13 protein-coding genes and 1 tRNA gene are annotated in these 12,422 nt (G+C 71.2%); 10 read left to right on the forward strand and 4 right to left on the reverse strand.

What is annotated here, in order from left to right; translation table 11 throughout:
• Positions 1-43: 43 nt before the first annotated feature.
• Positions 44-1,003: a bifunctional GNAT family N-acetyltransferase/NUDIX hydrolase gene (locus OG381_RS22240; RefSeq protein ID WP_327717834.1), complete on the forward strand. Its 960-nt coding sequence runs from the start codon at positions 44-46 to the stop codon at positions 1,001-1,003.
• A 24-nt stretch (positions 1,004-1,027) separates the two neighbouring features.
• Here OG381_RS22240 and OG381_RS22245 read toward each other — a convergent pair whose 3' ends face one another.
• Positions 1,028-2,428 (reverse strand): M1 family metallopeptidase, encoded by a 1,401-nt coding sequence (locus OG381_RS22245; RefSeq protein ID WP_327717835.1) that lies wholly within the window; start codon positions 2,426-2,428, stop codon positions 1,028-1,030.
• A 104-nt stretch (positions 2,429-2,532) separates the two neighbouring features.
• On the opposite strand from OG381_RS22245, the gene OG381_RS22250 reads away from it, so the two are divergent.
• Both OG381_RS22250 and OG381_RS22255 read left to right on the forward strand, forming a co-directional pair.
• The gene (locus tag OG381_RS22250; RefSeq protein WP_327717836.1) at positions 2,533-3,033 is read left to right on the forward strand and encodes a hypothetical protein; all 501 of its coding nucleotides are present in this window, start codon (positions 2,533-2,535) and stop codon (positions 3,031-3,033) included.
• Positions 3,034-3,173: 140 nt separating this feature from the next.
• Complete coding sequence (locus OG381_RS22255) at positions 3,174-3,440, forward strand: hypothetical protein (protein WP_327717837.1); 267 nt, start codon at positions 3,174-3,176, stop codon at positions 3,438-3,440.
• Between the two features lie 15 nt (positions 3,441-3,455).
• Here OG381_RS22255 and OG381_RS22260 read toward each other — a convergent pair whose 3' ends face one another.
• Positions 3,456-4,142, reverse strand: a complete 687-nt coding sequence (locus OG381_RS22260; RefSeq protein ID WP_327717838.1) for a pentapeptide repeat-containing protein — start codon at positions 4,140-4,142, stop codon at positions 3,456-3,458.
• Between the two features lie 199 nt (positions 4,143-4,341).
• On the opposite strand from OG381_RS22260, the gene OG381_RS22265 reads away from it, so the two are divergent.
• Positions 4,342-5,502, forward strand: a complete 1,161-nt coding sequence (locus OG381_RS22265; RefSeq protein WP_327717839.1) for an FAD-dependent oxidoreductase — start codon at positions 4,342-4,344, stop codon at positions 5,500-5,502.
• 70 nt (positions 5,503-5,572) lie between these two features.
• Positions 5,573-6,553 (forward strand): zinc-binding dehydrogenase, encoded by a 981-nt coding sequence (locus tag OG381_RS22270; protein WP_327717840.1) that lies wholly within the window; start codon positions 5,573-5,575, stop codon positions 6,551-6,553.
• A gap of 5 nt (positions 6,554-6,558) precedes the next feature.
• On the opposite strand, the gene OG381_RS22275 is transcribed toward OG381_RS22270, so the two are convergent.
• Positions 6,559-7,965, reverse strand: a complete 1,407-nt coding sequence (locus OG381_RS22275) for an NAD(P)/FAD-dependent oxidoreductase (RefSeq protein ID WP_327717841.1) — start codon at positions 7,963-7,965, stop codon at positions 6,559-6,561.
• 142 nt (positions 7,966-8,107) lie between these two features.
• Between OG381_RS22275 and OG381_RS22280 the strand changes: the two genes are divergently transcribed.
• Together OG381_RS22280 and OG381_RS22285 are read left to right on the forward strand one after the other, a co-directional pair.
• Positions 8,108-9,001, forward strand: a complete 894-nt coding sequence (locus tag OG381_RS22280; RefSeq protein WP_327717842.1) for an aminoglycoside phosphotransferase family protein — start codon at positions 8,108-8,110, stop codon at positions 8,999-9,001.
• Positions 8,998-9,477 (forward strand): GNAT family N-acetyltransferase, encoded by a 480-nt coding sequence (locus tag OG381_RS22285; protein ID WP_327717843.1) that lies wholly within the window; start codon positions 8,998-9,000, stop codon positions 9,475-9,477. Before OG381_RS22280 ends, OG381_RS22285 begins: the two co-directional genes overlap by 4 nt.
• A 38-nt stretch (positions 9,478-9,515) precedes the next feature.
• Here the strand turns inward: OG381_RS22285 and OG381_RS22290 are convergent.
• Positions 9,516-9,592: transfer RNA gene (locus OG381_RS22290), tRNA-Thr, on the reverse strand.
• Positions 9,593-9,807: 215 nt separating this feature from the next.
• Between OG381_RS22290 and OG381_RS22295 the strand changes: the two genes are divergently transcribed.
• The 3 genes from OG381_RS22295 to OG381_RS22305 all read left to right on the forward strand — a co-directional run bounded on the left by OG381_RS22295 (position 9,808) and on the right by OG381_RS22305 (position 12,415).
• Positions 9,808-10,896 (forward strand): ABC transporter ATP-binding protein, encoded by a 1,089-nt coding sequence (locus OG381_RS22295; RefSeq protein ID WP_327717844.1) that lies wholly within the window; start codon positions 9,808-9,810, stop codon positions 10,894-10,896.
• Positions 10,897-11,111: 215 nt separating this feature from the next.
• Positions 11,112-11,567: a hypothetical protein gene (locus OG381_RS22300; protein ID WP_327717846.1), complete on the forward strand. Its 456-nt coding sequence runs from the start codon at positions 11,112-11,114 to the stop codon at positions 11,565-11,567.
• Positions 11,568-11,683: 116 nt separating this feature from the next.
• A complete protein-coding gene (locus tag OG381_RS22305) occupies positions 11,684-12,415 on the forward strand; it encodes a nucleotidyltransferase family protein (RefSeq protein ID WP_327717847.1) in 732 nt (243 codons plus the stop codon).
• Positions 12,416-12,422: the final 7 nt, after the last annotated feature.

Below are 12,422 nucleotides of genomic sequence, written 5' to 3' on the forward strand. Positions count from 1 at the left end.
GTGACGAGGCTGCGCATGACGTGTGCGCGATACGTTGCCCCGCATGATCCTCGCCCCCGTCCCCCTCACCCCCGACCACGACATCCCGGCCCCCGTCCTCACCGAACTCACCGCGCTCTACGCCGCCAACCGTGAGTTCCACGCGCTCAGCGGGGACTTCCCGGACCCGGACGACGTGCGCCCGGAGCAGGTGGCGGCAGCGCTGGCCGACGACCTCGCGGAGCCGGACGCCGAGGTGCTGCTCGCACGCAGCGAGGGGCGGCTCGTCGGGGTCGTGATCACCCTCGCCCACCATCCCGACCCGGCCGACCCTGACCCCTGGATCGGCCTGCTGATGGTGGACGCGGGCAGTCAACGCCAGGGGCACGGGCGGCGGTTGGCGTCCCTCGTCGAGGACCGTTTCCGCACGGCGGGCCGCGGCGCCGTGCGCCTCGCCGTCCTCGACACCAACCCCAGGGCCCTCGCCTTCTGGACCGCCCTCGGCTACGAGGTGATCGACCACCGCGAGGACCGCGCGCTCGGCCGCCCCTGCGCGGTCCTGCGCAAGCCGCTGCGCATCCCCCGCCGCGCCGCCCGGGTCGCCGTGCTCGACCCCGAGGGCGCCGTCTTCCTCCTGCGGTACGACAACGTCGAGGTCGGCGTGCACTGGGCCATGCCCGGCGGCGGCCTGGAGCCGCACGAGAGCCCCGTCGAGGGCGCCCTGCGCGAACTGCGCGAGGAGACCGGCTGGACGGACCTGACGGCGGGCGCGCTGCTGTGCACCTGGGAGCACGACTTCACGCACGCCCTGGCCGGCCCCGTCCACCAGCACGAGCACGTCTACGTCACCCACGGCCCGCGCCGCGAACCCACCGGCCCCCACCTCGCCGCCGCCCACGCCGAGGACCGCATCCTCACCTGGCGCTGGTGGACCCGGAAGGAACTCAGGTCGGCGACCGAGGCCATGTGGCCGCCGGACCTCGCACGCCGGCTCGACGCGTTCGACGCGTTCGACGGGGCATGATCCCGACGGCCCTGACCGGGCGGCTCAGCGGTGCTCCGGTTTCCCCTCCCCGTACAGCCACTGCGCCCAGATCGCGTCGAAGTCCTCGTCCGGCGCCTGCTTCTGCACATACGCCGTGAAGTCGGCGGTGTCCGCGTTGCCGTGGCGGTGGGCGGCCGTCCAGCCCTGGACGATGTCGTAGAAGGTGTCGTCGCCGACGGTCTGCCGGATCTTGTGGATCACCATCGCGGCGCGCTGGTAAATGGGGCCCTCGTCGGAGATGTGCGCGGCGCCGGCGGGCTTCGCCGGCGGGAAGGACCAGAGGTCCTCGAACCTGTCCTCGCCGTGGTCGTAGAGCGCGTCGAACGTCTCCTGGGCGCTGTCACCGCCCTCGTCCTCCTCCCACAGCCACTCCGCGTACGTCGCGAACCCCTCGTTGAGCCACATGTCCCGCCAGGATTTCGGCGTCACGGAGTTCCCGAACCACTGGTGCGCCAGCTCATGGACGAGGAGTTCGGTGTCCGGGGCGCCGGGGAAGAAGGGACGGTTCTGCGTCTCCAGCGCGTACCCGGCGTCGCGCTCGCCGCCGACGATCGCGCCGGTGGAGGAGAAGGGGTACGGGCCGAAGTTGTACTCCGCCCACTCCATGACCTCCGGCAGCCGGGCCAGCACCTTCGCGCTCGCCTTCGCCTGCCCCGGGGTGACGGCCGTGTACACCGGGAGGTCACCGGCGGTGGAGCGGCGCAGGTCGTAGTCGCCGACCGCGAGCGTGGCGACGTGGCTCGCCATGGGCTCGGTGGTGCGCCAGGTGAAGGTCGTACGGCCCTTGCTGGTCGTCTCGCCGGTCAACTCCCCGTTGGACACGGCCCGCAGGCCCTCCGGCACGGTGACCGCGATGTCGTACGACGCCTTGTCGCAGGGGTGGTGGCTGCCGGGGAACCACGCCATCGACCCCGTCGGCTCGCCGAGTCCGACCGCGCCGCTCTCCGTGTGCAGCCAGCCCTCCTCGGAGCCGTCCGGGTCGGTGATCGTCCGCGGGGTGCCGGAGTAGCGGACCCGCACCTCGAACGTCTCCCCCTGATCGAGCTCGTCCGCCGGGCGTACGGTCAGCTCCTGACCGGCGCGGTTCCAGCGGGCCTTCGCGCCCTCGACCGTGACCTCGTCGACGTCCAGGCCCTTCAGGTCCAGGTCGAAGGCGGACAGGTCCTGCGTGGCCCGGGCGGTGACGGTGGCCGTGCCGGACAGGTGCTCCGCGTCGGGGTCGTAGGACAGTCGCAGGGCGTAGTGCGTCACGTCGTAGCCGCCGTTGCCCGCCTTCGGGAAGTACGGGTCGCGCACACCGGAGCCGCCGGGGGTGCCCTGCACTCCACCGCTGGTGCACGCGGAGAGCGCGAGGGCGAGCAGGACGGAGGCACAGGCCGGGACAAGGCGCACGGAACGGGACATGACCGTGATCCTAGAGCGGGCGCACCACCACCCCACCGCGGCTCCGGACCCGGCACACGGTCACCCCGTCCGGGCTCCCGCCGGGCCGTGACACCATCTCGTACGTGCTCGACATCGGCTACGCCCTCTCCAACCGCTTCCCGGACCCGCCCCAGACGGACTACCGCCGCGCGGACGTCCACGCGCTGCGTCACGACCTGTTCTGCGGTGACGTCTATCTCGCCGACACCAAGGCGGACCGGGAACTGTCCACAGCCTGGGGATGGGTGCCGGTGCTCGACTTCGCGTGGGCGCTGTGCGACATCGTGGAACGCCTCGACCGCGACCCGGCCGGCTCCCGGGCCTCCCGTCCCCAGCACGCGGAACTCGACTTCACCGAGTCCACCGACCGCATGCTCTTCGAGCGCCGCTTCGGCTGGGTCGACATCGAGTCCGACTGGATGCCGGCCGAGGAACCGCCCCTGACCTTCTCCCACTCCGAACTGCGCCGCGAGGCACGGGACTTCCTCCACGACCTGCTCGCCGACCTGTGCGACCTGCACGACGACCTCGCCGAGAACCCGGCGATCTGGACCCTCCAGGCCCGCTTCCCCAGAGTCGACTGACCGCACCCGGCGGCCGGCCCCTCAGTCCCCGGCCTCAGCTCCTCGAGCAGCAGCCCCTCGGGCAGTTCGCCGCGGGCGAGGCCTGTGTACCCCGTGCTCAGCCGCCGACCGTCCAGACCCAGCGTCTCCATCACGTCGTAGTGCTGGCCCTCCGCGAGGACATACCGCCCGTCCCCGCCACCGCCCACCGGATTGCCGTCCTCGCCGGTCTCGCCGTCCCCAGCAGCCGGCTCAGCGGTCCGGCCGGCTCGATCACCTCGGTGTCCGGGTCCGGGAACAAGAGCACCGTGTGCCCGGGCCCCGCCGGTATCGCGTATCCCCGCAGCGCCCCGCCGTCCTCCGACGTCGCCCCGGCGAGCAGCGGCGCGACCTCGGCGCACGTCCGCGCGACCAGGACATTGCCGTAGAAGGCCCCCACCCCGTCAGTCCTCCACCCTGATCCCCATCTGAGCCGCCAGCACCGGTGCCAGATCCAGCAGTTGTGCGCTGCTGACGACCGCCCCCGCAAGCCGCTCCACCCCCCGCGCGATGTCGATCTCCACCGCCCCCCGCAGATCCACGTCCATGAGCGTCACCCCTGTCAGGTCCGCACGCTTCAGCACGCAGTCCACGAACTCCACCCGCGCCAGCCGGGCCCCGCCGAAGTCCGGCTCGACGAGGACGCAGCCCTCGAAGACGACGTCCCGCAGGTGCGCCGCCCGCAGGTTCAGATAGTCGATCTTGCCGCCGCGGATCACCACCCGCTCCAGGACCGCCCCGTGCAACTGCACCCCGCCCAGCCGGGCGTCGACCAGCTCCACGTCCCGCAGGGTCGCCTCCGACAGGTTGGTCCCGACTCCCCGGACGCCGGTGAGGACCGAGTCCAGCAGGCGCGCGTTGCGCAGCCGTGTCTCGTCCAGCGCGCACCCCGTCAGCGCGCAGTCCATGAAACGGGCGCCCGAGGCGTCCTGGCCCGCGAAGTCCGCCTCCGTGAACTCCAGCCCGTCATAGTCCCCGTCCGGCTCCAGCCCCCCGCCGTCGTACGCCGCCAGCGGCGGCAACCGCACCTCCGGCCGCCGCGCACCCTTCACACCGGCACCGCCGGCTCCACCCGCCACTCGCCTCGCCATGCCCCCATGCTGCACCCCACCACTGACAACACCCCGGGCGAACACCCTGACCTGCGAAGCCTCCCCCGCTGTCACAAAACAGGGCGCCCGGTCCGTCGTACCCACGAAAGAACCCCGAAAGAACCCCGAAAGGGCGAAGAACCCGAACGAGGAACGGCACGACCGACCAGGCGACCACGACCCGAGGGAGACCCCAGCCATGCACCGCATCACCGTCATCGGCGGCGGCTTCGCCGGACTCACCGCGGCCGTCACCGCCGCCGAGGCGGGAGCCAAGGTCACCGTCCACGAAGCCCATCACACCCTCGGCGGCCGCGCCCGGACCGCCGAGGGGCCCTACAAGACGAACGAGGGCCCGCACGCCTTCTACAGCGGCGGCCCGCACTGGTCCTGGCTCAGGCAGCGCGACCTCATCGGCCCGCTCGCGCCGATCCCGCCCCTGGAAGCGGCCCGGATGCGGCTGAGGCACCACGGCGTCCTGCGCCGCACCCCGCCCTTCGCCATGCTGAAGCTGCTGCGCCGCGCCTCCCGGCACGCGCCCGTCGACACCGACTTCCTCACCTGGGCCACCGCGCAGGCCGGCGAGGAGGGCGCCCGCGCCGCCGCCAGCTACTCCGCCGTCGCCCTCTTCCACCACGACCCCGGCGCCCTGTCCGCCGCGTTCGTACAGGAACGGCTGCGCCGCGCCACCAAGCTGCCGCCCGAGGCCCACTACCCACGCGGCGGCTGGGCGAGCGTCATCGACCGCATGGCCGCCCGCGCCTGGAACCTGGGCGTACGGGTGGAGACCCTGTCCCGCGTCGACACCCTCCCGACCGACACCCCCGTCGTCATCGCCACCTCCCTGGACGCCGCCCGCCGTCTGCTCGCCGACGACACACTGACCTGGACCAGTGGCCGGACCACTCTCATCGACCTCGCCGTCCGCACCCGACGCGGCGACGCCTTCGCCGTCTCCGACCTCGACTCCCCCGGCTGGATCGAACGCTTCACCGCCCAGGACCGCACCCTCGCCCCCGCCGGCGAACAGCTGATCCAGGGCCAGATCCCCCTCGCCCCCCACGAGTCGAAGGCAGACGGCATAGCCCGCGCCGAGCAGCTGCTCGACCTCGCCTTCGACGGCTGGCGCGACCGCGTCACCTGGCGCCGCGAGTCCGTCGCGGCAGGCCGTACCGGCGCCGTCGACCTGCCCGGCACCAGCTGGCGCGACCGCCCCGCCATCGACCGCGGCGACGGCGTCTACCTCGTCGGCGACCAGGTCGCCGCCCCCGGTGTGCTGTCCGAGGTGTCCTTCAACAGCGCCCTCACCGCCGTATCGCTGGCACTGGGCCGGCACACCCTTGACCTCAAGCATGCTTGAGGTTGAAGAGTGAGGTCGACGGCCCGGACCATCACGGCCCGGGCTCCGACAGCCCACAGGGGGACCACCCATGCACGCCATCCGACTGCACGCCTTCGGCCCGGCCGAGAACCTCGTCCACGAGGAGGTCGAGGCCCCGCTCCCCGGCCCCGGCCAGGTCCGTATCGCCGTCGAGGCGGCCGGCGTCCACCTCCTGGACACCGCACTGCGCGAGGGCGCACAGGGCCCCCTGCCCGAACCGACGCGGCTGCCCACCATCCCCGGCCGTGAGGTCGCCGGCGTCATCGAGTCCCTCGGCGACGGCGTCGCCGCCCTCTGGCTCGGCAAGCACGTCGTCGCCCACCTCGGCTTCGCGCCCGGCGGGTACGCCGAACTCGCCGTCACCGACGTCGAACGCGTCCACGAGATCCCGGCGAACCTCGACGCCGCCGAGGCCGTCGCCATGATCGGAACAGGCCGCACGACGATGGGGATCCTCCAGTTCGCCGACCTCGGCCCCGACTCGGTCGCCGTGATCCCGGCCGCCGCCGGCGGCATCGGCACCCTCCTCGTGCAGTACGCCAAGAACGCCGGCGCCACCGTCGTCGGCCTGGCCGGCGGCCCGCAAAAAGCGGCCCGCGTCGCGGAGAACGGCGCCGACCTCGCCGTCGACTACAAGGACCCCGCCTGGCCCGACAAGGTCCGCGCCTTCCTCGGCGGCAGGCCCGCCACCGTCGTCTTCGACGGCGTCGGCGGCGAGATCGCCCGCCACAGCACCGAACTCCTCGGCCCCGGTGGCAAGCACATCGTCTTCGGCTGGTCCGCGGAAGGCACCCGCGACGGCGGGCCCTACCTGATCGACGGCGTGTCCGAGCAGGTCCTGGGCCCCGCGATGATGCGGAAGGCCGGCGGCCCCGACCCCGTCCGCACCCTCGAACTACGCGCCCTCAGCGAGGCCGCCGCAGGCCGCCTCACCCCCGCGATCCACCGCTTCCCCCTCACCGAGGCAGCCGCCGCACACCGAGCACTGGAAACCCGCGGCACCACGGGAAAGGTCGTCCTCGTGCCCTGACGCGCCTAGTGACGCCCCGCGACCCGGTCCGCGACCCGCGCCAGCCGCGACGTCTCCACGCTCCGCGCCCCCGCCTCCCGCCGGTCAGCCGCCCGATACGTCGCGTACATCCCCTGCACCCCCAGCCACCGAAACGGCTCCGGCTCCCACCTGCGCACCTTGTGCCCCACCCACGGCAGGCCCGTCAGCTCGGTCGTCCCGCCCTGCCCCGAGTCCAACCGCACCAGATCCCGGAGCGTCCGCGCCGCGAGATTCGTCGTGGCCACACCGGAGCCGACGTAACCCCCCGCCCAGCCCAGCCCCGTCGTCCGGTCCAGCGTCACCGTCGCGCACCAGTCCCGCGGCACCCCCAGCACCCCCGACCAGGCGTGCTCGACCCGCACACCGGCCAGCGAAGGGAAGAACCGCACGAGGATCTCCCGCAACGCCTCGACCGTCGCCTCCTGCGTCCGCCCGTCGTTGTCCGTCCTCGAACCGAAGCGATACGGCACCCCGCGCCCACCGAGCGCGATCCGCCCGTCCTCGGTGCGCTGCGCGTACATGTACGCGTGCGCCATGTCCCCGAGCGCCTCCCGCCCGCCCCAGCCCACCGACTCCCACTGCGCGTCGCTCAGCGGCTCGGTGACGACCATGGAGGAGTTCATCGGCAGCCAGGTCCGCCGCTGACCCTTCAGGTTCGCGGTGAACCCCTCGGTGCAGCGCAGGACATAGGGCGCGCGCACCGTGCCGTACGGCGTGACCGCGTGCTTCGGCCTGATCTCCGTCACCGGCGTCTGCTCGTGGAGGGTCACCCCCAGCGCCTCGACGACCGCCGCGAGCCCCTTCACCAGCTTCACCGGGTGCACGCGCGCACCGTGCGGCGTCCACGAGGAGCCGACCGCGCCCGCGACCCGGATCCGCTCGGCGGTCCCACGGGCGTCGTACAGCTCACGGTCCTTCTCGCCGTACGACAGCTCGTGCGCGTGGAAGTCCTTCAGCCGCGCCAACTGCGCGGGCGTCGTCGCGACTTCCAGGACGCCGCCCTTGTGGATGCCGGCGTCGATGCCCTCCTCCTCGGCGGCCCGGACGACCTCGTCGACGGTGTCGTTCATGGCCTTCTGGAGGCGTACGGCGGCCTCGTGGCCGTGCAGCCTCGCATACCGGTCACGGCCGGCGACGCCGTTGTAGAGCCAGCCGCCGTTGCGACCGGACGCCCCGTATCCGCAGAACTTCTGCTCCAGCACGGTGATCTGGAGGAAGGGCGCCGCCTTCTTCAGGTAGTACGCGGTCCACAACCCCGTGTACCCGCCGCCGACGATCACCACGTCCGCGGTGGCATCACCCGGGAGCGGTTCCCGCACCGCCGGGAAGCCGTCGTCCGCGTACCAGAAGGAGATGCCGCCGTTCACGACAGCGCGTTCCGAGCTGCTCATGGCCGGACGGTAACCCGCGGCAGCACCCACTGTCTCCTTCGGATTTCGTCGTCTCCCACACCCCTGACCAGCGCTTGAACACCCTGTGGAGGCTCCGGGAAATTCGCGTGAGCCGGTGCACCCACGCCGTTAGCCTCGAACAGTGATCGACATTCCGGAAGGGCTCGCGGCGTCGCAGGAGAAGTTCAACGGAGAGGCCGGACGGAGATTCATCGCCGCACTGCCCCGACTGACGGCGGACTTCCTGGACCACTGGGACCTACGACGGGACGGCGCCGCGATGCACGGCGTCGCGGCACTGATCCTGCCCGTCGTCCGCCGCACGGACGGCATCCCGGCCGTACTGAAACTCCAGCTCCTGGACGACGAGAGCGAAGGCGAACCCGTCGCCCTGCGCGCCTGGGACGGCGACGGAGCCGTACGCCTCCTGGACCACGACCCCACGACGGGCACGATGCTCCTCGAACGCCTCGACCCGACCCGCATGCTCTCCCACGTACCCGACCCCCGCGAGGCCGTCCTGACCATCGCCCGCCTCCTCTCCCACCTGACGTCGCTCCCGGCCCCGGCCGGCCTGCGCAGGCTCGGAGACATCGCGGGGGCGATGCTGGACCGGACGCCGTGGGCACTGGACCAGATCCCGGACCCGGAGGCACGCGGACTGGTCGCCGACTGCGCGTCGGCGGTACGCGAGGTGGTGGACGAACCCGGCGACCGCCTCCTGCACTGGGACCTCCACTACGACAACGTCCTGGCCTCGGACCGTGCGCCCTGGCTCGCCATCGACCCCAAACCCCTGGCCGGCGACCCCGGCTTCGACCTCCTCCCCGCCATCGGCAACCGCTTCGACCCCGACGAGGTGCTCTGGCGCTTCGACGCCATGACCGACGTCCTCGGCCTGGACCGCTCACGCGCGCGTGCCTGGACCCTGGGCCGTGTCCTCCAGAACTGCCTCTGGGAGATCGAGGACGGGCGCCCGCTCGAGCCGGAGCAACTGGAAATCGCCCGCCGCCTGAAAGGCCACCACCCCTCATGATCCGCACCGCCACCCCCGCCGACATCCCCGCCGTCCACACCCTGATCCGCGAACTCGCCGACTACGAGAAGGCCCCGGACGAGGCGAAGGCGACCCCGGAACAACTCCACGAAGCCCTGTTCGGCGACCGCCCGGCCGCCTACGCGCACATCGCCGAGGACGACACCACCGGAGAAGCCGTCGGCTACGCCCTGTGGTTCCTCAACTTCTCCACCTGGCGCGGCGTCCACGGGATCTACCTGGAGGACCTCTACGTACGCCCCGAAGCCCGAGGCGGCGGCCACGGCAAGGCCCTGCTCACCGAACTCGCCCAAATCTGCGTGGAGCGGGGATACGAACGCCTGGAGTGGTCGGTCCTGAACTGGAACACCCCGTCGATCGCCTTCTACGAGGCACTGGGAGCGCGCCCGCAGGACGAGTGGACGGTGTACCGGCTGACCGACGAAGCGCTGGCGGCGCTGGGCGGCCGGGCATGAAAAAACCCAGGTCAGATTGGGTCTGACCTGGGATTTCGTGGAGCCCCCTGTCGGATTCGAACCGACGACCTACGCATTACAAGTGCGTTGCTCTGGCCATCTGAGCTAAGGAGGCATGCGTACGTCCGCCGCGAACGCGCCCGAGCAGTGTACCCAGGTCCCGGTGGCACCCTGTCGAAAATTTCGGCGAAGTTCACATGCCCCCGACTACTGACAGATCGGGTGAACGCCGGGTACCGTCCGTCCCAGTTCACCTGTGTGGACTACACCACCACCTTCCTACAACGGATCGTCCGGCACGTTCCTGCCGGTAGAAGGGGGCCCATCACCATGGCCACTGTTTCGTTCGACAAGGCGACCCGGATCTACCCGGGCACCGAGAAGCCCGCCGTAGACGGTCTTGACATCCACATCGAGGACGGAGAGTTCCTCGTTCTGGTCGGTCCGTCCGGCTGTGGCAAGTCGACCTCCCTCCGCATGCTGGCGGGGCTCGAGGACGTCAACGGCGGTGCGATCCGCATCGGTGACCGTGACGTCACGCACCTGCCGCCGAAGGACCGGGACATCGCCATGGTGTTCCAGAACTACGCGCTGTACCCGCACATGACCGTCGCCGACAACATGGGCTTCGCGCTCAAGATCGCCGGTGTGCCGAAGGCCGAGATCAAGCAGAAGGTCGAGGACGCGGCGAAGATCCTCGACCTGACCGACTACCTGGCCCGCAAGCCGAAGGCGCTCTCCGGTGGTCAGCGTCAGCGTGTCGCCATGGGTCGCGCCATCGTGCGTGAGCCGCAGGTGTTCCTCATGGACGAGCCGCTGTCCAACCTGGACGCCAAGCTCCGTGTCTCCACGCGTACGCAGATCGCGTCCCTCCAGCGCCGTCTCGGCATCACCACCGTCTACGTCACCCACGACCAGGTCGAGGCCATGACGATGGGCGACCGGGTGGCCGTGCTGAAGGACGGTCTGCTCCAGCAGGTCGACACCCCGCGCAACATGTACGACCGTCCGGCGAACCTCTTCGTCGCCGGCTTCATCGGCTCCCCCGCGATGAACCTGGTCGAGGTCCCGATCACCGACGGTGGCGTGAAGTTCGGCAAGAGCGTCGTGCCGGTCCAGCGTGACGCGGTCTCCGGCATCACCGACAAGACGGTGACCGTGGGTGTCCGTCCGGAGCACTTCGAGGTGGCGGGCCCGGACGCGGACCTGGGTCTCGCGGTCACCGTGAACGTGGTCGAGGAGCTGGGCGCCGACGCGTACGTCTACGGCACCGCCAAGCTCGACGGCAACGCCCAGGACCTCGTCGTCCGTGTCAGCGGCCGTGACGTCCCGGAGAAGGGCAGCACGCTGCACGTCGTCCCGCGCGCGGGCGAGACCCACGTGTTCTCGACCTCGACGGGTGAGCGTCTCTCCGACTGACCCACAGGCGGTACATCCCGGGTGATTTCACCCAGGTTGACGAAGAGGGCCCCGCAGCCTGCTGCGGGGCCCTCTTCGTTGTCGACAAATACCCCGGCAGACCGGTCATTTCGAGCAGTGTGCGTCAACGCCTTACCCAATTCGAGGCACCAGTTCATCCCCCGAACCGGTGACTAAATGTCGCCAAATCATCACCCCGCGCTACCCTCACACGCGTGAAGCACTCCACTAACCAACAGACGCGACGCGGCCAGGGCCCCGCCCGCCGTATCGGCCGCACGCTCGCCCTTGTCCTGCCCGTCGTCCTGGTCCTCTCCGGGACCCTCGCGGTCACCCGAGTCGACTGGTCGGGGGATCCCTCGGGCTCCGTGCTCACCGCCTCCGACGTCTCGGCGGCCGGCGCCTCCTCGAAGGCCAGGGCGCGTGCCCCGCAGGAGATCCTGCGCGACAAGCTCCTGACCGAGCTCCAGGAGGAGAACCCGGGCGTCGCCCTCACCCACCTCCAGGAGGCCGTGAACGGGCGCCCGTCGCTCGCCAGGCACTGTGTGTCGATCGCCCGCGCGCTGGGCCGTGCAGCGGTGCGGGTGTACGGCCCGACGCGTGCGCAGTCGTACGCCCGGCCCGTCTGCGACACCTCCTTCGCGACGGGTGTGGCGGCGGCGCACAGCTGAGGCCATGGCCTCCTCACGATCGGGGGAGGCCTCCATTCCGCTTGTGGAAAGTTACGTCTGAATAAGGAACGGTTACCGACAGAATCCGCACGCGGGACGCCACGTACAGTTCGGTCATGACCGATCCGAACGCCGCGTCCCGCCCCGTTCAAGCCGTCGTCCTGGCAGGTGGCCAGGGCTCGCGGCTGCGCCCGTACACCGACGACCGGCCCAAGCCGATGGTCGAGATCCCCGGGACGGGGACTCCGATCATCGGCCATCAGCTTGTCTGGCTCGCCGAGGAGGGCGTGACGGACGTGGTGGTCAGCTGTGGCCATCTCGCCGATGTCCTGCAGACGTGGCTGGACTCGGCCGATCTGCCGGTGAACGTGACGACGGTCGTCGAGACGGAGCCGCTGGGCCGCGGTGGTGGCCTCAAGTACGCGGCGGCGCGTCTTCCGCACCCGGACCAGCCCTGGTACGCCACGAACGGCGACATCTGGACCAGGTTCTCGCTGCGTGAGATGGCGGACTTCCACGCCGAGCGCGACGCGGTGGCGACGCTGGCGCTGGCGCGGCCGCGGATTCCGTGGGGGGCCGTGCAGACCGACGGGTTCGGGCACATCACGGACTTCATCGAGGCCCCGCCGACGACGTACGAGATCAATGCGGGTGTGTACGTCTTCTCCCCGGAGTTCGCCTCGATGCTGCCGGAGCGGGGGGACCACGAGCGGACCACGTTCCCGCATCTGGCGCGGGAGCTGCGGCTCGCCGGGTATCCGATTCCGCAGGGGGCGTACTGGCGGGCCATCGACACCGCGAAGGACCTGACCGAGGCGGCGAAGGAGTTGGCGGCACTGGGGCGCTGAGCGTCAC

The organism is Streptomyces sp. NBC_00490, from assembly GCF_036013645.1.
Lineage (GTDB): Bacteria > Actinomycetota > Actinomycetes > Streptomycetales > Streptomycetaceae > Streptomyces > Streptomyces canus_F.